A 23859-nucleotide genomic window follows, 5' to 3' on the forward strand; every position below is an offset into this window, starting at 1 on the left:
GAACAGGAACCAAGGACCATGACCATGAACCGTAGGACCACGAACCGGATGACCGCCCTGGCGACCTTGTGCGGCGTCGCGCTGCTGGCCGGATGCTCGGCCGATGCCTCGGAGGCCGAGGCCTCCGCGGCGCCCGAGACCGCATCGTCGGCAGGCGCGGATGCCGTGCTGGGCGAGGTGCCCGGCGGCGGTCAGGGCGACGAGCAGATGGGCGGGGGAGGCCGCGGCGGGCTCACCGGCGAGATCGCGTACGTCTCGGACGGCGTCGCGCAGGTGCAGGACGGCGACTCGCAGACCGCGGTGACCTTCTCCGAGGACACGGAGATCACCCGGCAGGTGACCCTCGCGCTCGCGGACATCGAGGTGGGGCAGTGCGTGGTCGCCACGCTGGACGACGATGACGACGCGACGGAGATCACGGTCACCGACGCGGATGAGGACGGCTCATGCGCGACGGGCTTCGGCGGCGGCGGCTTCGGCGGCGGTGACGATGCGGGCATGCCGTCCGACATGCCGACCGCCATGCCGGACGGCATGGAGCTGCCCGAGGGTGGGGCTCCCGACGGCATGGAGCTGCCCGACGGGGCGGAGATGCCCGACGGGGCGGAGATGCCCACGGGCGGCGGATTCACGCCGGCCACGACCGGCACCGTGACGGCCGTCGCGGACGGCACCCTCACCGTGGAGGACGCGGACGGCGCGTCGACCACCATCTCGGTCTCCGGCGACGCCGCCATCACCGGGCGCGAGGCCGCTGACGCCGACGCCGTCGAGGCGGGCATGTGCCTCACGGCGACGGGCACCTCGGACGACGCCGGCGGCTACACCGCGACCTCGCTCTACGTATTCGACGGCGGGGACGAGGGCTGCGTCTCGATGAGCGGCTTCGGCGGGCGTGGCGGCATGGGCGGGATGCCCGGGGGCGACGGCGACCAGGCCGCCGTCGGCGAGCCGGCGCTCGAGAGCGAGGGATGATGGCCCGGCGACGCGTCCGCGGCTGGCACGTCGCGGCGGCGCCGATCGCGGTCGGCGGCGTGGTGGCGGTGGTGCTCCTCACGGGGGCGTCCTCGGCATCGGCCCAGTACCGGGTCGCGACGGCAGGAACGGGCGACGTCACCCAGACGCTCACGGCGACGGGGTCTCTCGCGTCCGCGAGCGAGCAGGATCTCGCATTCCAGCTCGACGGCACCGTCGAGTCGCTCGCTGTCGCGGTCGGTGACGTGGTCGAGGCGGGCGACGTCCTCGCAACGCTCGACACGAGCGATCTCGACGACGCCGTCACCGAGGCCAAGGAGGCGCTCGCGGATGCCAAGGAGGCGCTCGCGGACGACCTCGAGGCTCAGGCCGAGGGCACGTCGAGCAGCTCGAGCACGACCACCAGCTCCGCGTCGTACTCGACCGATGGCTCGACGGCAGGTTCCTCGGCGGCTGTCACCGTGACCGCCGCGTTGTACGTGCCCGGCGACACGAGCATCGTGACCGTCGCGGAGGAGTCGTCGGACGCCGTCGAGGCGGCGCGCGCGGCGCTCGTCGCGGCGCAGGACGCGCTGCTCGAGCAGTACGACCTTGCGACCGCCCTGCTGGCCGAGGCCCAGGACGCCGCGACCGCCGCACAGGAGGTCTGCGCCGCCTTCGCGGCGACGACCGACGACGATGCCGCCGGGGACGGTTCCGGCACCGCGGACGACGACGGCGCGGACACCTCCGACGACGGCTCCGCGGACGATGCCGCGGACGCGCTCGCCGCATGCCAGGAGGCCACGTCCGCCGCGCTCGCGGCATCGCAGGCCTCGATCGACGCGCAGGCGACGCTCATGGAGCTTGCTGCGGCCGTCGACGATGCCGTGGCGACGCTGCAGGAGGCGATCGCCGCCGCGGCGAGCGGCACCGGCACCGCCGACGGCGGCACGAGCGGCGGCACGAGCGGCAGCACGGGTGGCGGCTCCGGCACCGCTCAGGGCGGCGAGTCCGACCAGGGCGGCATGAGCGGCGACCAGGAGCTTTCCGGGACGCCGAGCGGCGACGCCGCCTCGCAGGACGGCTCCGGCGCAAGCGGGATGAGCGGGATGAGCGGCACGGACGGCTCGTCCTCCCAGTCCTCGGGGGGCATGGGCGGGTCCTCATCCTCGTCCTCATCCGTGCCGAGCGCGGCCGACATCCTCGCGGACAAGGCCGACATCACCGCGGCGAAGGCCGAGCTCGCGGTCGCGCGGTCGCAGCTCGAGCACGCGACCCTCACCGCGCCCGTCGCCGGCGAGATCGTGGCGATCGGCTTCGACGAGGACGACTCGGTGACCGGCGGCGACACGTCCACCGCGATCACCCTGATCGCCGACAACACGTACCTCGTCTCGCTCTCCGTGAGCCTGACGGAGGCCCAGCTGCTCGAGGCCGGGCAGGACGCCGAGCTCACGCTCACCAGCACCGGCGAGGTGGTGGCGGGCACGGTCTCGAGCGTCTCGCACGTGAACTCGGGCAACGACTACTCGCAGTCGTACGCGGTGACCATCGCGGTGCCGGACCCGGGATTCGACATCCGGATCGGCGCGGCCACGCGGATGCAGATCACGGTGGCCAGCGCGACGGGCGTGCTCGTGGTGCCCACGTCGGCGATCTCGGACGCGGCCGGCGATGCGACCGTGCAGGTGGTGGGCGAGGACGGCGCCGCGTCGTCCGTCGCGATCGAGACGGGGGCGATCGGCGCGGTCTACACCGAGGTCCTGTCGGGGCTGGACGCAGGGGACCAGGTGGTCCTCGCGGACCTGACGGCCTCCGTCACCTCGGACGACGAGTCCTCCGACAGCTCGGGAGGCCTGCTGTCGGGCCTCGACGGAGACTCGGGATCGAGCGACCAGCAGCAGATGGGCCAGTTCCCCGGCGGTGGCATGCCGCAGGGCGGCTTCCAGGGAGGACCCCAGGGATAGCAGGCACCGTGGAACCCGCGCCCGGAGGCGCCCGGTACGCTCGACGCATGATCTCCGTCGCCGTGCTGGGCGCCTCCGGGCGCATGGGTTCCCATGTGGTCGAGGCGGTGAACGGAGCGGAGGATCTCGCGCTCGTCGCCGCGCTGGACCATGCTGACGACGTCGCCGAGGCGGGGCGCGCGGGGGCGCACGTCGCCGTCGACTTCACGGTGCCGAGCGCGACCGAGGCCAACGTCCACGCGCTCATCGACGCCGGCGTCCACGCGGTGGTGGGCACCACCGGGTGGACCGAGGAGGCGTTGCTGCGGGTCGACGAGCACCTCAAGGAGCGGCCCGAGCTCGGGGTGCTCATCGCCCCGAACTTCGCGCTCGGCGCGGTGCTCTCGATGCGTTTCGCCGCGGCGGCGGCCCGCTACTTCGAGTCGGTCGAGATCGTCGAGCTGCACCACCCGGACAAGGTCGACGCGCCGTCGGGGACCGCGCTCCACACCGCGGCAGGCATCGCCGCCGCGCGGGCGGCCGCCGGCATCGGCCCCTCGCCCGACGCCACCACTCACGATCCCGACGGCGCGCGCGGCGCCGTGGTCGACGGCGTCCACATCCACGCCGTCCGCCTGCGCGGCCTCGTCGCGCACGAGGAGATCCTGCTCGGCAACCCCGGCGAGCAGCTCACCATCCGCACGGACAGCTTCGACCGCGTGAGCTTCATGCCCGGCGTGCTGCTGGGTGTCCGGGAGGTGGCGCGTCGCCCGGGCCTCACGGTGGGGCTCGACGGGTACCTGTCGCTGTGAGCGTGATGCGTCGGCCGGCCTTCATGGCGGCCATCGCGACCACGGTGCTCGCCGCGCTGCTGCTGGGCTTCGTGGTGAACATCGCCCTCGCGCTCCTGCAGTCCACCGGCGTGGTGGGCAAGCTGCTCGGGGTCCTGGTGCTCGTCATCCCTGCGATCGCGCTCTGGTACCTGGTCAACGAGTGGCGCCTCGGCATCACGGTCCAGCGGATGGCCTCGCGCCTCGAGGCCGAGGACAGGCTCCCTCGCCATGACGGCGAGCGCTCGCCCGCCGGCCGGCTCACTGAGCAGGCGGCCCTCGACCTGTACGACGTCGCACGCCAGGGCGTGGAGCTCGCGCCCGAGGACTGGGCCGCATGGTTCCACCTCGCGTTCGCCTACGACGAGGTCAAGGAGAAGGCCGAGGCCCGCAAGGCGCTGCGGCACGCGGCGGAGCTGTTCCGCGCCCAACGCTGACAGCGGCAACGGAGCTCGATCCGACACGCCGCGCGCCGACGCCTGGCAGGACGGTTTCCACGGCGTGGCGCTGCGAGATCCGTTGGCACTGTCGCGATGCGGCGGGGTGAGGCTTCACAGCCCCGCGCGGTACATGACCTCGACGAGGTCTCCGGCGGGCCCCTCGAGGGTGCGGCGAAGCCCGCCCTCGGCCAGGCCCGCGGACGTGAGGAACGCGACGCGCGCCTCATCTCCTTGCAGGGTCCAGGCCCGGACCTCCTCGCGCCCCTGCACCCGCAGCGTGTCGATGCACGCGGACAGCAGGCGCGAGGCGTGACCGGCGCGACGATGCTCGGGAGCGACCTCGAGGGCGATGATCTCGCTGGGCTGGAGAGCCGCGAAGCCCACCACGCGCGGGCCGTCGCACGCGACGAACACCTTGTGCTCGCGCGAGGGCGGCGACACGATGGCGGCGGCCCATCGCGCCCCGACCTCCTCGGCGGGCAGCGCGTCGACGGCGTCGCCCAGCCATCCCCGCCACGCGGCCAGCTGGATTGCGGCGATCGCCTCCTCGTCACCGGGGACGGCGGGGCGGGCGGAGACGTCTGCGTGGATCATGCGGACCAGCGTAGGCGGCTCAGCCCCACCCCAGCGCACGCAGGCCGGCTGCGACCGCCGCCGCGACCGCCACCACCACGATGAACGGAGCGCGCCGCCACAGGAGCACGGCGGCGACCGCGATCGCGGCGAGCCGCGCGTCGACCACGAGCGTCCGTCCGCTCGCGAACGTCTGGACGCCGACCAGCGCCGAGAGGAGCGCGACGGTCACGAAGGCCGCGATGCGGTGGACGCGAGGGTTCTCGAGCCACGCCTCGGGGACGGCGTGGCCCGCGAGCTTGGTCGCCCACGACAGCAGGCCTGCCGCGACGATGGCGACCCACATCCATGCGTAGGCGCTCACTCCGGCACCTCCTCGGGCCGTGGATGGCCCCAGCCGGCGACGATCGCGACGGTGGCGGCTGCGAGCACGGGGAGCCCGGCGGGGACCACAGGGGTGAGCGCGAGGGCGAGCACGGACGAGGCGGCGGCCACGGCCTGTGCGCGACGATGCGCGAGGCGGGGCCACACGAGCGCGAGGAACGCCGCCGCGGCGGCCGCGTCGAGGCCCCAGTCCCGGGGATCGCCGATGCGCGATCCCAGCAGCGCACCGAGCAGCGTGATCGCGTTCCAGGCCACGAACACCCCGGCTCCCGTCCACCAGAACCCGGTCCGGCGCGCGTCGGGGTCCTCGGCCGGCTGGGCGAGGGCCACGGCGGTCGACTCGTCGATGGTGACCTGGGCGGCCGCCGCGCGGCGCCACCCGTGCATCGGCCTCAGCACGGGCGCGAGCCCCACGCCGTAGAACCCGTTGCGCAGGCCCAGGAAGGTCGAGGTGGCCACTGCGGAGAACGGGTTGCCGCCCGCGCCGATCACCCCGATGAAGGCGAACTGGGACCCTCCGGAGAACACCAGGAGGGAGAGCGCGCACGTCTGCCACACGTCGAGCCCCGCCGCGACCGAGAGCGCGCCGAAGCTGAGGCCGTACGCCCCGGTGGCGAGCGACACCGACAGCGCCTGCTGCCGCGTCGCGTCGAGACGCCGGCGGGTCACGGCGCCGTCGGGGCGTCGAGCGCCCATGCGAAGAGCGTCTCGCCTCCGCGCGGGCGCGCGCCGAGCGCGGCGAAGCCGCAGCGTTCCGCGACGGCGTTGGACCGTGCATTCTCCAGGTCGCACCAGATCTCTGCCCGCCTCGCGCCCGCGGCGAAGGCGGCCCGCGTGAGCGCGCGGACCGCCTCCGAAGCCAGGCCCTGGCCCTCGCGGTCGGCGGAGATCCAGTAGCCGATCTCGAGCGCGTCGGGTCCCACGCGGGTGTGCAGGCCGGCGCCGCCGATGAACGCGCCGGTGGCGCGGTCGACCACCGCGTAGCGGAACTGCTCGCCCGCATCGAAGGCGCGGCGGTACTCGGCCAGCTGCTCCTCGCGCTCTGCGAGGCTGAGCGGCTCGTGCTTCGCCCACGGGATGAAGGGGCGCAGGTGGTCGAGGTTGTCGAGGATCGACGCGTGCATCCCCTCGAGGTCGCCGGGTTCGTAGCGACGCAGCACCAGCCGCTCGGTCTCGACGCGTGGCGGCACGTCCCACATCTCCCACGGGATCGGGGTGCCGTCCGCGTCCTCTAGGCGGGGGAACGGCGCCGTCGCGAGCGGCTCTCGGGCGAGCGTGCCCCGATCGGCGACCCAGCGCGCGGCCTCGTCGCCGTCGTCGGTGTCGCGTGTCAGCCCCGCGTCGGCGAATCCCAGCCGACGGGGGACGGCCGCGGAGCGGGTGTTGTCAGGCCGGTGGTAGATCTCGACGGTCTCGGCGCCGGCGTGGCTCAGCCCGACACGGGTGAGCGCGGCGACCGCCTCGGACATGAGCCCGCGGCCCTGGTGCTCGGCGGAGAGCCAGTAGCCGATCTCGAGGCCCGGGCGGTCGTCGAGCGGGTGCAGGCCGGCGCTGCCCAGGTACTCGCCGCTCTCGCGGTCGAAGAGCCCCATGAGGAAGTCCACGCCGGCCTCGTGGTGCGCGATGTTCTGGGCGAGCTTGGCGGCGCGCGCCTCGGGGCTCCTCGGCTCGTCCTCGGCCCAGGACAGGAACCGCACCAGGTGCTCACGGTTGGCCGCGATGACGCGCGAGACGTCGGGGGCGTCCTCGTTCCGGAAGCGGCGGACTACCAGGCGCTCGGTCTCGATGCGGGCGGGGACGCGCCACAGCGGCCAGGGGAGCGTCGCGCCCGCGGCGTCCGCGAGCCGGGGGAGGGGCGTGGAGGCCGCGGGCTCCCGCGTGAGCGTCGCGACGTCCGCGACCCACACCTCCATGGCCTCCTCGCCCTCGCGGGCCGTGACGCCCTCGAGCGTGAAGCCGCAGCGGCGCGCGACCGCGCTCGATCGCGCGTTGGCGGGCACCACGCGGATCTCGACGCGCGAGGCGCGTGCGTGAAGCAACCCGACCGCCATGAGCGCGATGGCGGCCTCGCTCGCGTAGCCGTGGCCCTCGGCATCCGCGCCGAGCCAGTACCCGATCTCACGCACGCTCGGGTCGTCGGTCGCGTGGAATCCGCACGTGCCCAGGAACGCGCCGGTGGCCCGGTCGAAGACGCCGAGGTAGGCGTTGCCGCCCGCGGCGATCCAGGCGAGGCACTGCTCGATCCACTCGCGGTGCTTCTCGATCGGGAGCGGCTCCTCCACGGCCCACGCCATCCACGGGCGCAGGTGCTCGGCATGGGCGACGAGCGATGCGTGGTACGCCGCGACGTCGTCCTCGCCCTCCAGCGGGCGCAGCACCAGCCGCTCGGTCTCGATGCGTGCCGGGATGCGCCAGGTCATGGCGTTCATCCTGGCATCCCGCCGCGGGGCCAGGCGCCCCACAGGCGGCCCCTCGTCAGTCCTGGCGGTGACCCTCGGCGGGCACGTAGGTGACGAACCGGTACGCGAGGCCCGAGGCGGAGGTGGAGGGTTCCGTGGCGGCCTCGACGGCCCAGTCGTCGGACGCGAGGAGCGGCGCGAACGTGTCGCCCTCCACCACGGCGTCGATCTCGGTGATCTCGAGGACATCGGCGTGCGCGAGCGCCTCGGCGAACAGGCCCGCGCCGCCGATGACCCACCTGTCGGTGCCCGGCGACAGCGCCGCCGCGGTGTCCAGCGCATCGTGGAGGGACGATGCGCGGGTCGCGCCTGCGGGCGCGTCGCCGGAGGTCACCACGACGTTGACGCGACCCGGCAGGGGGCGGAAGCGCGGCGGCAGCGACTCCCAGGTGCGGCGCCCCATCACGACCGCATGCCCGCGCGTGAGCTGCTGGAAGTGCGCGAGGTCCTCCGGGAGGTGCCACGGCATCGTGCCGTCGAGACCGATGACAGGGCGCCCCTGCGCGTCCCGGGCCTGCGCCCAGATGGCCTTGATCACTAGACGGCCACCGGCGCCTTGATGCCCGGGTGGTGCTGGTAGTCCTCGATGACCACGTCGTCGATGTCGTAGTCGAACAGCGAGTCCTTGGCCTCGAGGCGCAGCGTCGGGTACGGGAAGGGATCGCGCGCGAGCTGCCGCTCCACCTGCTCGAAGTGGTTGCTGTAGATGTGGCAGTCGCCGCCGGTCCACACGAAGTCGCCCACCTCGAGGCCGGTCTGCGCGGCGATCATGTGGGTGAGCAGCGCATACGACGCGATGTTGAACGGCACCCCCAGGAAGAGGTCGGCGCTGCGCTGGTACAGCTGGCAGCTGAGCCTGCCGTCCGCGACGTAGAACTGGAACATCGCGTGGCAGGGGGCGAGCGCCATCTGCGGGATGTCCGCGGGGTTCCACGCGGAGACCAGCAGACGTCGCGAGTCGGGGTTGGACCGGATCTGCTCGACCACCTCCGCGATCTGGTCGATGTGACGGCCGTCCGGTGCGGGCCACGAGCGCCACTGGTGGCCGTACACCGGGCCCAGCTCGCCGTGCTCGTCAGCCCACTCGTCCCAGATGGTGATGCCACGCTCCTGGAGCCATCGCACGTTGGTGTCGCCGCGCAGGAACCACAGCAGCTCGCCGATGACCGAGCGCGTGTGGACGCGCTTGGTGGTGATGAGGGGGAAGCCCTGGGAGAGGTCGTAGCGGATCTGACGGCCGAAGACCGAGACGGTGCCGGTGCCGGTCCGGTCACCCTTGGGGGTGCCGGTGGCCATCACGTCGCGCAGCAGGTCCTCGTACGGGGTGGGGATCGCGGTCACGGGCTCCAGCGTACGCGCGGCGCCGGACGATGCTGCGGCGCCCGCGCCCGGCGAGCGGGGACGGGCGCCTGCAGCCTCCCGGTTGCGGCGGCCCCCGCACAGGACGAGCCTGAAGACGGGTCCCCGCTCACGCCGGAGGCTGCCATGCGCCAGAACGACCCCATCCCCGCGATCGCGGAGGCGCACGCACGCCACCTCGCGACCCTTCCTTTCGAGGACGAGCGGGACTTCGAGGACGCCGACCGCGGCTTCCTCGGCACCCTCGCGGACCCCGTGATCCGCGACGCCGACGGCGCCGTGGTGTGGGATGCATCGTCCTACGGCTTCCTCGAGGGCCAGGCGCCCACCACGGTCCATCCGAGCCTGTGGCGGCAGTCGACGCTCGCCGCGCGCCACGGGCTGTACGAGGTGGTGGAGGGCCTCTACCAGGTCCGCGGGCTCGACCTCTCGGTGATGTCGCTCATCGAGGGGGACACGGGCGTCATCGTGGTGGACCCGCTCATCAGCAAGGAGACGGCCGCGGCTGCGCTCGCGCTCTACCGCGAGCACCGGGGGGACCGGGCGGTGACGGGGATGGTCTACACGCACTCGCACCTCGACCACTTCGGCGGCGCGCTCGGCATCATCACCGCGGAGGAGGCGGCCGCGCGGCGGGTCCCGATCATCGCACCCGAGGGTCTCGTGGCCCACGCCGTCGCGGAGAACGTGTACGCCGGCACCGCGATGGCGAGGCGTGCGGGGTACATGTACGGCGCTGCGCTCGCGCGCGGGCCCCGCGGGCAGGTCGGCGCGGGCCTGGGCCAGACGACGTCGACGGGCCACCCCGGCATCATCCCTCCCACGCATGACGTCACGACCACCGGGCAGACGGTCACCGTCGACGGCGTCGAGCTCGAGTTCCAGATGGCGCCCGGCACCGAGGCGCCCGCGGAGCTCCACTTCCTGGTGCCGCGCTACGCCGCGCTGTGCATGGCGGAGAACGTCACGCACAACCTCCACAACCTGCTGACGCTGCGCGGCGCGCTGGTGCGCGATCCCAACGTCTGGGCGAGCTATCTCACCGAGGCGATCCGGCTCTTCGGGGACCGTGCGGACGTGATGTTCGCGTCGCACCACTGGCCCACGTGGGGCCGTGACCGGCTGGTCGAGTACCTCGGCCTCCAGCGCGACCTCTACAAGTACCTGCACGATCAGACGCTGCGCATGCTCAACAAGGGCCTCACAGGAGCGGAGATCGCCGAGGAGATGACGGTGCCGCCCGCGCTCGAGAGGGTCTGGGGCACGCACGGCTACTACGGCTCCGTGTCGCACAACGTCAAGGCGATCTACCAGCGCTACCTGGGGTGGTTCGACGGCAACCCGGCACGGCTCTGGCCGCATCCGCCGCAGGCGCTCGCAGAGCGCTATGTCGCCGCGATCGGCGGCGTCGACCGCGTGGTCGCGCTCGCGCGAGCGGCCTACGACGGCGGCGACCTCCGATGGGCCGCCACCCTGCTCGACCACGCGGTGTTCGCCTCGCCGGACCATGCGGCGGCGCGCGAGCTCTACGCGGACACCCTCGAGCAGCTCGCCTACGGCTCCGAGAACGGCACGTGGCGCAGCTTCTACCTCTCCGGCGCGACCGAGCTGCGCGAGGGGTCGTTCGGCACGCCGGTGGCGACCGCCGCCCCGGACCTGGTCGCGCAGCTGAGCCCCGAGCAGATCTTCGACGCGATCGCGATCACGGTGGACGGGCCCCGGGCGTGGGACCTCGACCTCGCGATCGACGTGGTGCTCACCGACCTGGACCGCGCCTTCCATCTCACGCTGCGCCACGGCGTGATGGTCGCTGTCGAGGGCGGCGCGGCGGGCGACGCCGGTGTGACGCTCGCCCTGACCAAGCCCCGGCTGCTCGCGGTGCTCGCGGGCGACCTCGACTCGCCGGGGCTCGACATCACGGGTGACCCCGCCGTGCTCCCGCAGCTGCTCGGCGTGCTCGATCCGGGCGATCCCGGCTTCGAGATCGTCGTGCCGTGAGGCGGTGGTGGTGTCCCGCTCCGGTCGTGAGCCGGCGCCGCCTGCGCGGTGCGGGACGGGGCCTCAGCCCCAGACGGCCGTCTTGGAAGCGACCCGGAAGGCGCCGTCCTTCCATGTGAAGTCGACGCTCGTGTAGCCGTACTCGGAGCCGGGCACGGGCCACTCGACGGTCAGCGTCTTGGTCTCGCTGTCGCGCAGCTCGATCTGGGTCCGACCGGCGGTGCCGGCGATCGCGCGCACCTCGGCGATGGTCGCGCCCTTCGCGAATGAGCGGTACTCCGCCTTGGTCATCTTGTCCGTGGTCTGCTTCGGGCCGTCGAGCCAGGCCGCGAGCTTGCCGTTGACGCGCCACACGCCGTTGACCTTGACCAGATCCAGGTACACGAAGCCGAGCTCGGAGGTCGTGACCTGCCACGCGCGGATCTGGTGGGCGTAGCCGCCCTCCTTGTAGGTCTCGACCTGCGTGCCCTTCGAGTCGAAGCGGGCGATCGTCTTGTCGAAGGTCTGGCCGAGCGAGATGTGCGCGAACTCGTAGCGGTCGACCTTGGGTGTGTCGTCCGCGTTCGCGGCGGTGGCGCCCGTGAGCGCGATGACGACGCCGGCGATCGCGGCGACGGTGGACCTCAGCTTCATGTGGTGGTGCTCTCTCCTGGTGGGGAGACCATGCGGCCTCCGATGGGTGGGTACGGCTCCCATCGGGGGGTGAGGTTGCCGTCGGCCGCACACGCACGCGCGCCGAGCCGTGCGCTCAATCTAGCGGCGCCGGGCGCACTCCGATGCACGCGCCATGGGGCGAATCGGCACGACGTGCCGGCGAGCGTGCGGGCTGGGCGCCCGCGCGCATCGTCCCCGCCTGCGCGACACTGGAGCGGGACCGGGCCGCGCGCCCGGGAAGGGAGGCCGCGCATGGATGTGGAGAACCTCGGGGCGGTCGCGGAGGACCAGCTCGAGCTCGCGCGGGTGGAGTCGAGCGGGCGCCACTCGGTCACCCTCATGGGGGACCGGGCCAGCGACCTGAGGCAGACGGTGATCGCGCTCGCGGCGGGCCATCGGCTCCACGACCACGAGAGCCCGGGCGAGGCGACCCTCCAGGTCATCAGCGGCGAGCTGGAGCTCGGCAGCGCGTCCGGAGGTGTGACGCTCTCGCCGGGTGACTACCTGGTCCTCCCGCCCGAACGGCACGGCCTGCATGCGCTCGCGGACTCCGCGATGCTGCTCACGGTCGCGACGCGGGCCTGACGGCGCCGAGGCGACCGCAGGTCACCCGTCGCGCGCGGTAGGTTGAGTGCCATGACTTCCTCCACGCGCCCGTTCGGAACGGTGCTGACCGCGATGGTCACCCCGATGCACGAGGGAGGCGCGCTGGACCTCAAGGGCGCCCAGGAGCTCGCGAAGTTCCTGGTCGCGCACGGGTCCGACGGGCTCGTCCTGTCGGGCACCACCGGCGAGGCGCCGACCACGCACGCGCCCGAGAAGGTCGACCTCCTCGTCGCCGTGCGCGAGGCGGTCGGACCCGACGTCACCATCCTCACGGGTGCCGGCTCCAACGACACCGCCCACGCGGTGCGCATGGCCGAGCAGGGCGAGGAGGCCGGCGCCGACGGCATCCTCGCGCTCACGCCGTACTACTCGAAGCCCACGCAGGCCGGCGTGGTCGCGCACTTCCGTGCGATCCTCGGCGCGACGGGCCTGCCGGCGATGCTCTACGACATCCCTGGCCGGACGGCACTCGCGATCTCCGACCAGAGCTACGACGAGCTCGCAGCACACCCCCGCGTGGTGGCCGTCAAGGACGCCACGGGCGGCGTCGAGGCGGCCAAGGAGCGGATCGCGCGCACCGGGCTCGCCTGGTACTCGGGCGACGACCCGCTCACCCTCGACTTCCTCCGGGCAGGCGCCGTCGGCGTCGTGTCCGTCTCGTCCCACGTAGTGGGGCGGGAGATCGCGGCGATGATCGCCGCGCATGAGGCAGGCGACACCGCGGAGGCCGAGCGCCTCCACGAGTCCCTGCTCCCGGTGCACGAGGCCGTCTTCTCCGGCCCCGGCGCCATCAACGCGAAGTCCGCGGTGCACTGGCTGGGCGTCGTCCCGAGCCGGGCGATGCGGCTTCCCTTGCTTCCCAACCCGCCGGCCGAGCACGACGCGCTGATCCTGCGCCTCGAGGCCGCCGGCATCCACCCCTGACGGAGACCGCATGACCTTCAACCCCGACCTGCTCCCGCCTCCCGCGCTCGAACCCGGCACCCTCCGGCTCGTCCCGCTGGGGGGCCTGGGCGAGGTGGGCCGCAACATGCACGTGCTCGAGCTCGACGGGCGCCTGCTCATCATCGACTGCGGCGTGCTCTTCCCCGAGGACCACCAGCCCGGCGTCGACCTCATCCTCCCGGACTTCAGCTACATCGAGGACCGTCTCGACGACGTCGAGGCGATCGTGCTCACGCACGGCCACGAGGACCACATCGGAGCCGTCCCGTACCTGCTGCGCATGCGCCAGGACATCCCGATCCTCGGCTCGCAGCTCACGCTCGCCTTCGTCGAGGCCAAGCTGCGCGAGCACCGCATCAGCCCCGTGACGCTCGCCGTCAAGGAGGGACAGCGGGAGAAGCTCGGCATCTTCGATCTCGAGTTCCTCGCGGTCAACCACTCGATCCCCGACGCTCTCGCGGTGTTCGTGCGCACGTCCGCCGGCACCGTGCTCAACACCGGCGACTTCAAGATGGACCAGCTGCCGCTCGACGGGCGCATCACCGACCTGCGCGGCTTCGCGCGGCTGGGCGAGGAGGGCGTCGACGTCTTCCAGGTCGACTCGACCAACGCCGAGGTCCCCGGCTTCACCACCGCCGAGGTGGAGATCGGCCCCGTGCTCGACCGCCTGTTCGCGCAGGCCACCGGCCGGATCGTGGTCGCGTCCTTCGCGAGCCACGTCCACCGCGTCCAGCAGGTGATCGACGCCGCCGAGTCCCACGGCCGCAAGGTGGCCTTCGTGGGTCGCTCGATGGTGCGCAACATGGGCATCGCGGCGGACATGGGCTACCTGCGCGTGCCCGACGGCATCCTCGTGGATCCCAAGAAGGCCGACGACATGCCGGGCGAGCAGGTGGTCTACATGTCCACCGGCTCGCAGGGCGAGCCGATGGCCGCGCTCAGCCGCATGGCGAGCGGCGACCACAAGGTGACGGTGGGGGAGGGCGACCTGGTGATCCTCGCCTCGTCCCTGATCCCGGGCAACGAGAACGCGGTCTTCCGCGTCATCAACGGGCTCATGCGCCTGGGTGCGACCGTGGTCCACCAGGGCAGCGCGCGCGTCCACGTCTCCGGTCACGCGAGCGCCGGCGAGCTGCTGTACTGCTACAACATCCTGCGTCCCAGGAACGTCATGCCGATCCACGGCGAGGTCCGTCACCTCCTGGCCAACGGCCACCTGGCGATGAAGACCGGCATCGCGCAGGAGAACGTGATGTTCGCGGAGAACGGCACAGTCGTCGACCTCAAGGACGGCGTGGCACGCGTGGTGGGTGCCGTCGAGGTGCACAACGTCTACGTCGACGGCTCCTCGATCGGCGAGATCACCGACGCCGAGCTCAAGGACCGCCGGATCCTCTCCGAGGAGGGCTTCGTCTCGGTCTTCGCGGTCGTGGACTCGAGCAACGGACGCGTCGTCAGCGGCCCCGAGGTCCACGCACGCGGGCTCGCGGAGGGCGACTCGGTGTTCGACGCGATCCTTCCCGAGATCAAGAAGGCGATCGAGGACGCCGCCCGCGGCGGCTCGACCGACACCCACCAGCTCCAGCAGGTCGCCCGACGCGTGCTGGGCCGGTTCGTGGGCACCAAGCTGCGCCGGCGCCCCATGATCGTCCCGATCGTCATCGAGGCCTGAGCCGCGCCCCGCATCGTCCCTTCCGGGGGACGATGCGGGCCCCGGCGGGGTGGCGAACCCACGGCCGCGCCCCGGGGCACTACCGTGCTGTGCCATGGCACAGACGCGACAGTCACGACCCGCGCCGAGGACGCAGCAGGCGAAGCGCTCCTCGTCGTCGAGCTCGCGCTCGGCAGCGCAGGCCAAGCGCCGGCCTCCCGCAATCCTGCGCGGCATCGCCGCGATCGGCCGCGGCACCGCGAACGCCGTCGGCTCCGGCGTGCGCAGCATCGGCCACGGCGCGCGTGACGTGCCCCCCGCCGTCCGACGCGACGGCATCGCCATCACCCTCATCATCCTGGCGATCCTGGTCGCCGCTCGCGAGTGGTTCGAGCTGCCCAGCTGGGCCGGGACGGGCATCCACTGGGTGGTCGCGGGAGCGTTCGGTGTGCTCGCGTACGGCGTCCCCGTGGTGCTGGCCATCATTGCGGTGCGGCTGATGCGCGCGCCCCAGGAGGAAGGCACCAACCACCGGATCACGTTCGGCGTGCTCCTGCTCGCCCTCATGGTCGACGCGATCATCCACCTCGCGAAGGACCAGCCCGGACCGACCGACGGCGCCCAGGGCCTCCAGGAGGCCGGAGGCGTGCTGGGCTTCCTCATCGGCACGCCGCTCGCGTCGCTGGTCACGGTCCCGCTCGCGATCGTGGTCCTGGTGCTGCTCGCGCTGCTGTCCGTGCTCATCATCTTCGGCGTCTCCGTGCGCGAGGCGGTCGCGTGGGTGGCCGAGGTCACCGGCAAGGTCCGCGCCGACGGCGAGCGCGAGGACACGGGCTCGGGCGAGCTCGACCTCCCGGAGCACCGCACGCTCGAGCGCCCGGGGGACACCAAGACGCTCAAGCCCGCCAAGGGCCGCGCGAAGCGCATGATCGACCGCGCGCTGCACGGCGAGCAGCCGGGCGATGCCGCGATCGACGAGTACGAGGCCGACGAGGCCTTCGCGCACGCCGCCCAGGTGGACCGCACGGAGTTCGACGACATCATCGACCCCGAAGGCGGCCAGGCCCCCGTCACCGAGGTGATCTCGCCCTACGACTTCGGCGCGATCGAGGAGTCCGCGCCGTGGGACGACGAGCCCGCCTACGCTCCCGCGCCGGAGGACGTCCCCACCCAGGCCATCGCCGTCGCCGACGACCACCCGGCACCCGCCACCACGAGCATCGTGCCCGAGGGCGAGCAGGGGATCCTCGAGAACTCGAACCCGTACGCGCTGCCGTCCCTCGAGATCCTCGCGAAGGGCGCGCCGCACAAGGAGCGCTCGGCCGCGAACGACCGCGTGGTGGCGGCGCTGCGCGACGTCCTCCAGCAGTTCGGCGTCGATGCGGAGGTCACCGGCTTCACGCGCGGCCCGACGGTCACGCGCTACGAGGTCGAGCTGGGCGCGGGCGTCAAGGTCGAGAAGATCACGCAGCTGAGCAAGAACATCGCCTACGCGGTCGCCAGCGCGGACGTGCGCATCCTGTCCCCGATCCCCGGCAAGTCGGCGATCGGCATCGAGATCCCGAACGTCGACCGCGAGACGGTGGCGCTCGGCGATGTGCTGCGGTCCTCGGTCGCGCAGCGCAACGACCACCCCATGGCGATCGGCATCGGCAAGGACGTCGAGGGCGGCTACGTCATGGCCAACCTGGCGAAGATGCCGCACCTGCTGGTCGCGGGCGCCACGGGCGCCGGCAAGTCCGGGTTCGTCAACTCGCTCATCACGTCGATCCTCATGCGCGCGACGCCGAACGAGGTGCGCATGGTCCTGGTCGACCCCAAGCGCGTCGAGCTCACCATCTACGAGGGCATCCCGCACCTCATCACGCCCATCATCACCGATGCGAAGAAGGCCGCGCAGGCCCTCGAGTGGGTGGTGAAGGAGATGGACATGCGCTACGACGACCTCGCGCTGTTCGGCTTCAAGCACATCGACGACTTCAACAAGGCCGTCCGTGCGGGCAAGGTCAAGCCGCTGCCGGGCTCCGAGCGCAGGATCAAGACCTACCCCTACCTGCTGGTGATCGTCGACGAGCTCGCGGACCTCATGATGGTCGCGCCGCGCGACGTCGAGGAGTCGATCCAGCGCATCACGCAGCTCGCGCGTGCCGCCGGCATCCACCTGGTGCTCGCGACGCAGCGACCCTCGGTCGACATCATCACGGGCACCATCAAGGCCAACGTGCCGTCGCGCCTCGCGTTCGCGACCTCGTCGCTCGCGGACTCGCGCGTGGTCCTCGACACCCCGGGAGCGGAGAAGCTCATCGGCCAGGGCGACGCCCTGTTCCTGCCCATGGGCGAGAGCAAGCCGATGCGCGTGCAGGGATCGTGGGTGACGGAGACCGAGATCCACGGGGCGGTCGACCATGCGAAGCGTCAGGCGGACCCCGAGTACCGCGACGACGTCACCCAGGCGGCCACGGGGACCGCTGCGGTCGCGGAGGACATCGGCGACGATCTCGACGACCTCCTCCAGGCGGCCGAGCTGGTCATCACCACGCAGCTGGGATCCACCTCGATGCTCCAGCGCAAGCTCAAGATGGGCTTCGCCAAGGCGGGCCGGCTCATGGACCTCCTCGAGACCAGGGAGATCGTCGGGCCGTCGCAGGGATCCAAGGCGCGTGACGTGTTGGTCACACCGGACGAGCTCGCGTCCACCCTGGCTGTCCTGCGGGGCGACGGAGGCGCTACGGTAAGCACGGCCACCGTCAACCCCGATGCTGAGGACGAGGAATGGGTGGAGTCCTAGAGCTCTTCGCGCAGCCGGCGTTCGTCGCCGGGGTCGGCGCGCTGCTCGTCCTGCTCGCGCTCTGCGCGTTCTACTTCTTCTGGCGGTCCGGGCGCGAGCGCGCGGCGCGGGACCGGGCCCTGGCCCGTGAGCGTCGCCTGCGCCATCAGTTCGACGCCGTGATGACGTCGTCGCGCGACGGAGTGCTGCTCGTGACCGAGGACGGCGAGGTCGCCCTCATCTCCGACATCGCGACCACCATCCTGGGGCTGAACGCCGCCGAGGCGACGGGCATGGCGCTGACGCGCATCCCGGTGCGAGCCGTCGACTCGAACCTCCGGCCGCTGCTGCCGGGGGACGCCTTCGCCCCGACCGAGGACGGACGGCCGCGTGTCATCGGGGTGCCCGGACGCCGCGGAGCCGAGGACATCCGCTGGCTGCACGTGCGCTCGCGCAAGGTGCAGGATCCGGGCGACGGCCAGCAGGTGCGCATCATCACGGTCATGGACACCACCGGGCTGCGCGAGGCCGCCGAGGCGCTGAGCAGGTCCGACGCCCAGTTCCGCCGCGCGATGGAGAACGCCCCTACAGGGATGGCGCTCGTGGACCTCGAGTGGCGACTGATGGAGGTCAACCGCGCCTTCGCGGAGATGATGGGGTCGACGGTCGCCGCGCTGCGCGGCACCCCGTTCAGCGCCCTGTCCCATCCCCAGGACCTCCACGCCGAGCGCGATCAGCTGCAGCGTCTGTACGACGGCCACCAGAACCGCTTCTCGGTGGAGAAGCGGTACGTCAAGGCGGACGGCAACGTCGTGTGGGCGGTGCTCGAGGTCGCGATGGTCCGCTACGCGGGCGGCGCGCCCGACCACTACGTGGTCCACGTGCGCGACACCACCGAGGTGCGCATGCGTTCGGAGCTCATGCAGCATCGTGCGATGCACGACCCCTTGACGGGCCTCGCGAACCGCAACCTCTTCAACGACGTCCTCGAGGAGCTGCTCGCCAAGCCCGATGCGGACACCCGCGTGGGCGTGATCGCCGTCGACCTCGACGGTTTCAAGGGGCTCAACGACCGGTTCGGCCACGCCGCGGGCGACAGCGCGCTCGTGCATGTCGCGGGCGTCCTCCGCGCCGCGACCGGGGGGCGCGGCACGGTCGCGAGGCTCGGCGGCGACGAGTTCGTCATCGCGGTCCACGACCCCGACTGCTCGAAGGCGCTCGTCGAGATCGCGGCGGCGATCCACGAGGGCATGCGCAAGCCGCTCGCGGTCAAGCGCCACCAGCTCCAGCTCGCGGCGTCGCTCGGCATCGCGATGGCGGACGAGGAGACCATCGCGGGCGGCGGCGCGAGCCTGCTCACCGCCGCCGATGCGGCGATGTACCGCGCCAAGGCCGCGGGGAAGAGCCGCACCGAGGTCTTCGAGCCGTCCATGCGGATCGCCGACGACCACCACTCGGCGCTCGCCGCCGAGCTCGCGCGTGCGATCGAGCACGGCGACCTGGTGCTCCACTACCAGCCGATCCTCGAGCTCGCCACGCGCACCGTGGTGGGCTACGAGGCGCTCGTCCGGTGGCAGCACCCCACGCGGGGCCTGCTGCTGCCGGGCGCCTTCCTGCCGCTCATCAGCGACAAGGGGCTCGCGGCGACCGCGGGTGCGGCGCTGGTCGAGCAGGCCGCGCAGTTCCTCGCGCGCACGCCGTCCGACACCACATGGGTCTCGCTCAACGTCTCGGCGGACCAGCTGGGCGACTCCGCGTTCGCCGACGGCGTGCTCGCATCGATCGGCCGCTACCAGCTGGGCCCCCAGCGGGTGGTGGTCGAGCTCACGGAGGCCTCGCTCGTCGCCCCGAACACCCGCATCCGCCACGAGCTCACCGAGCTGCGCAACGCGGGCGTGCCGATCCTGCTCGACGACTTCGGCACGGGCGTGTCGCCGCTGTCCTACCTGCGTGACCTCCCGGTGTCGGGGGTGAAGCTCGACATGTCGTTCGTGGCGGGCATCCCCGAGGACCCGGCGGGCGCGCGCGTGTCGCGCGCCCTCGGCGCGCTTGCCCGCGAGCTGGGTCTCGCGACCATCGCGGAGGGCATCGAGACGGAGGCGCAGGCGGAGTTCCTCGCGGACTGCGGGTGGCGCTACGGCCAAGGCTGGCTCTTCGGTGTGGCCCAGCCCGCGGCGACCGTGCTCGCGCAGCATCCGTTCACCGGCTCGAGCCTCATCGACCCGCGCCCGGCCGAGCCGGACGCGATCTTCCGCGAGCGCTAGCGCGTCGCCGCCTGCCCGCTAGTCGGCCGGTGCGGGGTTGAGCAGGGGGAAGGCGTGATCGGCGCCGTGCCGCGGCGGTGCGGTGAGCTCCCGGGCATCGTCGCCGACGGCATCGCGCACCATCGCGAGCCGGGCGGCCACCTCGGCGGCGCTCAGGTGGCCCGCACCCTGGGGGATCTCGGTGAGCACGTGCATCGCATGCGAGCTGCTGCGGTCGACCGTGATGGGCACCCAGCCGGCGTCGACGCCGACCGCCCCGTCAGGGTCGACGGTGAACGTCGCGGCGAGGAGCACCCCGCTGGTGGAGGCCGGCGCACAGCAGTCCGCGGCCTGGCTGGACAGGAAGTTGCCCAGGCCGTACGCGGTCCACATGCCTTCGCCTGCAGGCCCGCCCGGCAGCAGCTCGATGGGCTGCGGCACATGCGCGTGATGGCCCACGTAGAGGTCGACGAGCCCGGACTCCGCGACCTTGGCCGCCAGCGCTCGCTGCGCCGCCGTCGGCGCGGCCTCGTACTCGACGCAGCAGTGCACCGACGCGACCACCACGTCGGCGCCCTCGTCGCGCGCGCGTTGCGCCGCCTCGAGGATCGGCGCGGCATCCACCGCGTGGACGTTGACGGTCCCGACCTCCCAGGGCGCGCTCACGGGCAGGCCGTTGGTGCTCCACGTGAAGCTGAGGTGCGCGACCTTGATGACGGTGTCCCCGTCCCGGACCGCGTAGAAGGAGGTCTGCGCGGCCTCGTCCTGGCTCCGTGCGGTGCCGGCATGCTGCATGAGGGCGTCGTCGAAGGCCGCGAGCGTGGCCGCCACGCCCGACGCACCCTGGTCCACGCTGTGGTTCGAGGCGGTCGAGCAGCCGTCCCAGCCGACGGCGCCGAGGTCGCGCACCAGCTCGGGGGGAGCGGCGAACGGCGGTACCGTCGACGGGCTCGTCCCCGCGGGCGCCACGGGCACCTCCATGTGGCAAAGCGCGAGGTCGGCGCCCTCGATGTAGGGGCGGACGCCCTCCATCAAGGCGGTGTAGTCGTAGCCGTCGCCGGTCGAGGCGGAGGCGTTGACGGATCCGTGCGGGAGCACGTCGCCGCCGGCGACCAGGGTGAACCGCACCGGGCCCGGCTCGGGCTCCGGTGCCTCGCTCGCCTCGGCGCTCGGCTCTGCCTCGACGCGCGTGGCCGACGGGGAGGGCGACGGCGCGGTCGTCGAGGGGATCGCGCTGGGGGCCCCGACCGCGGCCGTCGGGGACGCGGCCGCGCCGGGCGCGACCGCATCGTCCTCCGACGCCCCCGCGCTCAGGGCGAGCCCGACCGGGATCGCGACGACCATCGCTGCGGCGAGCGCAGTCCGCAGGACGCGGAGCGGGGCCGGTCGGCGGGGCGAGGTCACGGAGGCATTATCGCGTCACGGCGTGCCCTTTCCTGACGACCCCGAGCGGCGCGCCCGCGCACCTCGCCTGCACCCGCGGTCGTTGCGGGGAGGACCCTAGGCGCCCGGCGGGGGTGCGAGCAGCGCGCTCGCGCGCTGGGCGAGGCTCGTCGGCGGTGCGGTCTGCTCGGGCGCATCGTCACCGACCGCGTCGCGCACGGCCGCGTGTCGCGTGGCGACCTCGGCCGCGCTCAGGGTGCCCACGCCGTCGGCGACGTCCGCGAGCGCGTAGATGCGGTGGCCCCCACGCTTGTCGACCGTCGTCGCGTACCAGCCGACGTCGACCCCCACGTCGCCGTCCGGGCTCACCGTGAACGTCGCGTCGAGCAGCACGCCGTTCGCGGTGGCGGCGACGCAGCAGACCGAGTCCTGGTTCGAGAGCATGTTCCCCAGCCCGAAGGCCGTCCACATGCCATCGCCGGAGGGTCCGCCCGGGAGCAGCTCGATGGGCTGAGGGACGTGCGCGTGGTGGCCGATGTACAGGTCCACCAGGCCGGAGTCGGCGATCTGCTGCGCGATGGCGCGCTGGGCGTCCGAGGGCGCGGTCCGGTACTCGACGCAGCAGTGGACCGAGGCGACCACCACGTCGGCGCCGTCGTCGCGGGCGCGCTGGGCGGCCTCGATGATCGGCGTGGCGTCCTCCGCGTCCGCGTCGAAGAGGTCGACCGACCAGGGGTTGGCGACGGGCATGCCGTTGGTGCCGTAGGCGAAGCTCAGGTGAGCGACCTTGATGAGCCTGTCGCCGTCCCCGACCACGTAGTACGAGACCTGCTGGGACTCGCTCTCGCTACGGGCCGTCCCCGCGTGCTGGAGCAGCGCGTCGTCGAACGCGTCGAGCGTCGCCGTCACGCCGGCCATGCCCTTGTCCACGCTGTGGTTCGATGCGGTCGAGCATCCGTCCCAGCCGACCTCGGCGAGGTCGCGCACGAGCGCGTCCGGGGCGGAGAAGATGGGGTAGCCCGACGGCTTGCCGCCGTCGGGGGAGACCGGGACCTCCATGTGGCAGATCGCGAGGTCGGCGCCCGCGATGTACGGCTCGATCCCCGCGAAGAGGGCCGTGTAGTCGTAGCCGCCCGCCGTGGCGGCCGAGGTGTTGACCGGCGTGTGCGGCAGCACGTCGCCGCCGGCGACCAGCGAGAAGGTGATGTCCTGCGGGACGGCCTCCGTCTCCGACGGCGACGGCGACGGCGACGATGCGGGGGAGCGGTCGGCGTCCTCGGACGCCTGGGCCTCGGCCGTGTCGGAGGTCTCCGGCACCGTGATGGCGGCGTTGGTCGGCGACGCGCCCACCTCGTCCGCCTCGCCCGCGCTGCCCGCCGTCCATCCGACGGTCGCGCCGACCACGAGCGCGGCGACCACCGCCAGGACCATCCCGAGCGGGACGGCGGCGGCGCGCGCGGGGCCATGACGGGTGGGGCGGGGCATGGCACAAGTATCCCGCGCCTCGGACGGCCCGCCGCGCGCCTCGCCCCCGCGTCCGCATTAGGGTGTGTGCGTGACCTCCGCAGTTCCGAACGTGCTCACCGTCGCGCGCCTCGTGATGGTGCCGGTGGTGCTCCTGCTGCTGCTCGTCGACGATGGCGACGAGGGTGCGGCACGCGTGTGGGCGCTCGTCCTGTTCATGATCGCTGCCGCGACCGACTTCTTCGACGGCTATCTCGCACGGCGCTGGGGTGTGGTGAGCCCGTTCGGGAAGCTCGCCGACCCGATCGCGGACAAGGCGCTCGTGCTCGGTGTCCTCGCGGTGCTGGTCATCACGGACGGGGTGCCGTGGTGGCCGGTGGCGATCATCGCGGTGCGCGAGCTCTGGGTGACCGTGGGACGCCTGCTGGTCGCGTCGGGCACCGTGATCCCGGCGTCGCCCGGCGGCAAGCTCAAGACCATGGCGCAGCTGCTCGCGATCTGGCTCTACCTGCTCCCGGGCATGCCGGCGTGGGTCGATCAGGCCGCGTGGTGGGTGCTGCTCGTCGCGACGGCGCTCGCGCTCGTCACGGGCATCGACTACACGGTCAAGATCGTGCAGGCGGCGCGCGGTCAGCATGCGGACGGTCGTGCCGCAGCCTGAGGCGGTGATCGCCGCGCTGCGTGAGCGAGGCCTCACCATCGCCACGGCGGAGTCGCTCACCGGCGGGGCGCTGTGCTCGGCGCTCGTGACGGTGCCCGGCGCCTCCGCGGTGGTGCGCGGCGGCATCGTCGCCTACACCGCGGACGTCAAGGCCAGGCTGCTCGGGGTCGACCCGGACGCCATCCGCGAGCACGGGGTCGTGTCCGCAGAGGTCGCGGAGGCGATGGCCCGGGGCGCGCGCGACGCGACGGGAGCGTCGATCGGCGTCGCGACCACGGGCGTGGCCGGGCCCGCTTCCCACGACGGCGCGCCCGTGGGCACGGTCCATCTCGCGGTGGCGGGGCCCACGCGGGTGCTGCGGATGCACCACAACCTGACCGGGGACCGTGCCGCGGTCAGGGCCGGCGCGGTCGACTCCGCGCTCGCCGCGGTGCTCGAGGCGCTCGCGCAGGACGTGGTCGCCGGGTGATGCTCCCGCAACAGAGGCGGAACAGGCGTGGGGTATGGTGCGTTGTGTCACCATGGACCAAGGCCGCATG

General features: G+C 72.8%; 21 protein-coding genes. 12 read left to right on the forward strand and 9 right to left on the reverse strand.

Features of this window, described 5'->3' with window-relative positions:
- The first annotated feature begins 24 nt into the window (after positions 1–24).
- The 4 genes from AOM00_RS11300 to AOM00_RS11315 are packed head-to-tail and all read left to right on the forward strand — an operon-like array spanning position 25 to position 4170.
- Complete coding sequence (locus AOM00_RS11300) at positions 25–975, forward strand: hypothetical protein (RefSeq protein ID WP_156159142.1); 951 nt, start codon at positions 25–27, stop codon at positions 973–975.
- Positions 975–2924, forward strand: coding sequence for an efflux RND transporter periplasmic adaptor subunit (locus AOM00_RS11305; protein WP_062517884.1), 1950 nt, complete (start codon positions 975–977; stop codon positions 2922–2924). Before AOM00_RS11300 ends, AOM00_RS11305 begins: the two co-directional genes overlap by 1 nt.
- Positions 2925–2971: 47 nt before the next feature.
- The gene (dapB, locus tag AOM00_RS11310; protein WP_062517885.1) at positions 2972–3715 is read left to right on the forward strand and encodes a 4-hydroxy-tetrahydrodipicolinate reductase; all 744 of its coding nucleotides are present in this window, start codon (positions 2972–2974) and stop codon (positions 3713–3715) included.
- Positions 3712–4170 (forward strand): hypothetical protein, encoded by a 459-nt coding sequence (locus tag AOM00_RS11315; protein WP_156159143.1) that lies wholly within the window; start codon positions 3712–3714, stop codon positions 4168–4170. The genes dapB and AOM00_RS11315 overlap by 4 nt, the downstream gene beginning before the upstream one ends.
- Positions 4171–4284: 114 nt before the next feature.
- Here AOM00_RS11315 and AOM00_RS11320 read toward each other — a convergent pair whose 3' ends face one another.
- Genes AOM00_RS11320 through AOM00_RS11345 form a run of 6 tightly spaced genes read right to left on the reverse strand, consistent with a single transcriptional unit; the run spans position 4285 to position 8930 of the window.
- Positions 4285–4767 (reverse strand): GNAT family N-acetyltransferase, encoded by a 483-nt coding sequence (locus AOM00_RS11320; RefSeq protein WP_062517887.1) that lies wholly within the window; start codon positions 4765–4767, stop codon positions 4285–4287.
- 19 nt (positions 4768–4786) lie between these two features.
- Complete coding sequence (locus AOM00_RS11325) at positions 4787–5092, reverse strand: AzlD domain-containing protein (RefSeq protein WP_062517933.1); 306 nt, start codon at positions 5090–5092, stop codon at positions 4787–4789.
- Positions 5093–5106: 14 nt separating this feature from the next.
- Positions 5107–5826 (reverse strand): AzlC family ABC transporter permease, encoded by a 720-nt coding sequence (locus AOM00_RS11330; RefSeq protein WP_062517888.1) that lies wholly within the window; start codon positions 5824–5826, stop codon positions 5107–5109.
- On the reverse strand, positions 5796–7550 hold the full coding sequence (locus tag AOM00_RS11335; protein ID WP_169746846.1) for a GNAT family N-acetyltransferase: 1755 nt from the start codon (positions 7548–7550) through the stop codon (positions 5796–5798). Before AOM00_RS11335 ends, AOM00_RS11330 begins: the two co-directional genes overlap by 31 nt.
- Before the next feature lie 55 nt (positions 7551–7605).
- A complete protein-coding gene (locus tag AOM00_RS11340) occupies positions 7606–8127 on the reverse strand; it encodes a dihydrofolate reductase (RefSeq protein ID WP_062517890.1) in 522 nt (173 codons plus the stop codon).
- Complete coding sequence (locus AOM00_RS11345; protein WP_082096972.1) at positions 8127–8930, reverse strand: thymidylate synthase; 804 nt, start codon at positions 8928–8930, stop codon at positions 8127–8129. Before AOM00_RS11345 ends, AOM00_RS11340 begins: the two co-directional genes overlap by 1 nt.
- Positions 8931–9074: 144 nt before the next feature.
- Here AOM00_RS11345 and AOM00_RS11350 point away from each other — a divergent pair, with 144 nt between their 5' ends.
- On the forward strand, positions 9075–10946 hold the full coding sequence (locus AOM00_RS11350; RefSeq protein ID WP_062517891.1) for an alkyl/aryl-sulfatase: 1872 nt from the start codon (positions 9075–9077) through the stop codon (positions 10944–10946).
- Positions 10947–11009: 63 nt separating this feature from the next.
- Here AOM00_RS11350 and AOM00_RS11355 read toward each other — a convergent pair whose 3' ends face one another.
- Entirely contained in the window at positions 11010–11579 is a 570-nt protein-coding gene (locus tag AOM00_RS11355) for a hypothetical protein (RefSeq protein WP_062517892.1), read from the reverse strand.
- Between the two features lie 273 nt (positions 11580–11852).
- On the opposite strand from AOM00_RS11355, the gene AOM00_RS11360 reads away from it, so the two are divergent.
- From AOM00_RS11360 to AOM00_RS11380, 5 genes are all read left to right on the forward strand, one after another.
- Positions 11853–12185, forward strand: a complete 333-nt coding sequence (locus tag AOM00_RS11360) for a cupin domain-containing protein (RefSeq protein ID WP_062517893.1) — start codon at positions 11853–11855, stop codon at positions 12183–12185.
- 51 nt (positions 12186–12236) lie between these two features.
- Positions 12237–13130 carry a 4-hydroxy-tetrahydrodipicolinate synthase gene (dapA, locus tag AOM00_RS11365; RefSeq protein ID WP_062517894.1) on the forward strand — a complete coding sequence of 298 codons (894 nt, stop codon included), beginning with the start codon at positions 12237–12239 and terminating at the stop codon, positions 13128–13130.
- 10 nt (positions 13131–13140) lie between these two features.
- Positions 13141–14823 carry a ribonuclease J gene (locus AOM00_RS11370; protein WP_062517895.1) on the forward strand — a complete coding sequence of 561 codons (1683 nt, stop codon included), beginning with the start codon at positions 13141–13143 and terminating at the stop codon, positions 14821–14823.
- Positions 14824–14917: 94 nt separating this feature from the next.
- Positions 14918–17590, forward strand: coding sequence for an FtsK/SpoIIIE family DNA translocase (locus AOM00_RS11375; protein WP_082096974.1), 2673 nt, complete (start codon positions 14918–14920; stop codon positions 17588–17590).
- A complete protein-coding gene (locus AOM00_RS11380; RefSeq protein WP_082096976.1) occupies positions 17575–19833 on the forward strand; it encodes a putative bifunctional diguanylate cyclase/phosphodiesterase in 2259 nt (752 codons plus the stop codon). The genes AOM00_RS11375 and AOM00_RS11380 overlap by 16 nt, the downstream gene beginning before the upstream one ends.
- Before the next feature lie 18 nt (positions 19834–19851).
- On the opposite strand, the gene AOM00_RS11385 is transcribed toward AOM00_RS11380, so the two are convergent.
- Positions 19852–21216, reverse strand: coding sequence for a CapA family protein (locus AOM00_RS11385; protein ID WP_062517896.1), 1365 nt, complete (start codon positions 21214–21216; stop codon positions 19852–19854).
- Positions 21217–21312: 96 nt separating this feature from the next.
- Positions 21313–22680 carry a CapA family protein gene (locus tag AOM00_RS11390; RefSeq protein ID WP_156159144.1) on the reverse strand — a complete coding sequence of 456 codons (1368 nt, stop codon included), beginning with the start codon at positions 22678–22680 and terminating at the stop codon, positions 21313–21315.
- 70 nt (positions 22681–22750) lie between these two features.
- Between AOM00_RS11390 and pgsA the strand changes: the two genes are divergently transcribed.
- Both pgsA and AOM00_RS11400 read left to right on the forward strand, forming a co-directional pair.
- Complete coding sequence (gene pgsA / locus AOM00_RS11395) at positions 22751–23320, forward strand: CDP-diacylglycerol--glycerol-3-phosphate 3-phosphatidyltransferase (protein ID WP_228373483.1); 570 nt, start codon at positions 22751–22753, stop codon at positions 23318–23320.
- A complete protein-coding gene (locus tag AOM00_RS11400; protein ID WP_228373484.1) occupies positions 23307–23789 on the forward strand; it encodes a CinA family protein in 483 nt (160 codons plus the stop codon). The genes pgsA and AOM00_RS11400 overlap by 14 nt, the downstream gene beginning before the upstream one ends.
- The last annotated feature ends 70 nt before the right edge of the window (positions 23790–23859 follow it).

The organism is Demequina gelatinilytica, assembly GCF_000971115.1.
GTDB lineage: Bacteria > Actinomycetota > Actinomycetes > Actinomycetales > Demequinaceae > Demequina > Demequina gelatinilytica.

Coding starts and splice junctions, on each gene's coding strand:
- AOM00_RS11300 (WP_156159142.1), top strand. CDS start 25: ATGAACCGTAGGACCACGAACCGGATGACCGCCCTGGCGACCTTGTGC.
- AOM00_RS11305 (WP_062517884.1), top strand. CDS start 975: ATGGCCCGGCGACGCGTCCGCGGCTGGCACGTCGCGGCGGCGCCGATC.
- dapB (WP_062517885.1), top strand. CDS start 2,972: ATGATCTCCGTCGCCGTGCTGGGCGCCTCCGGGCGCATGGGTTCCCAT.
- AOM00_RS11320 (WP_062517887.1), bottom strand. CDS start 4,767: ATGATCCACGCAGACGTCTCCGCCCGCCCCGCCGTCCCCGGTGACGAG.
- AOM00_RS11325 (WP_062517933.1), bottom strand. CDS start 5,092: ATGTGGGTCGCCATCGTCGCGGCAGGCCTGCTGTCGTGGGCGACCAAG.
- AOM00_RS11330 (WP_062517888.1), bottom strand. CDS start 5,826: ATGGGCGCTCGACGCCCCGACGGCGCCGTGACCCGCCGGCGTCTCGAC.
- AOM00_RS11335 (WP_169746846.1), bottom strand. CDS start 7,550: ATGACCTGGCGCATCCCGGCACGCATCGAGACCGAGCGGCTGGTGCTG.
- AOM00_RS11350 (WP_062517891.1), top strand. CDS start 9,075: ATGCGCCAGAACGACCCCATCCCCGCGATCGCGGAGGCGCACGCACGC.
- AOM00_RS11355 (WP_062517892.1), bottom strand. CDS start 11,579: ATGAAGCTGAGGTCCACCGTCGCCGCGATCGCCGGCGTCGTCATCGCG.
- AOM00_RS11360 (WP_062517893.1), top strand. CDS start 11,853: ATGGATGTGGAGAACCTCGGGGCGGTCGCGGAGGACCAGCTCGAGCTC.
- dapA (WP_062517894.1), top strand. CDS start 12,237: ATGACTTCCTCCACGCGCCCGTTCGGAACGGTGCTGACCGCGATGGTC.
- AOM00_RS11370 (WP_062517895.1), top strand. CDS start 13,141: ATGACCTTCAACCCCGACCTGCTCCCGCCTCCCGCGCTCGAACCCGGC.
- AOM00_RS11375 (WP_082096974.1), top strand. CDS start 14,918: ATGGCACAGACGCGACAGTCACGACCCGCGCCGAGGACGCAGCAGGCG.
- AOM00_RS11380 (WP_082096976.1), top strand. CDS start 17,575: ATGGGTGGAGTCCTAGAGCTCTTCGCGCAGCCGGCGTTCGTCGCCGGG.
- AOM00_RS11390 (WP_156159144.1), bottom strand. CDS start 22,680: ATGCCCCGCCCCACCCGTCATGGCCCCGCGCGCGCCGCCGCCGTCCCG.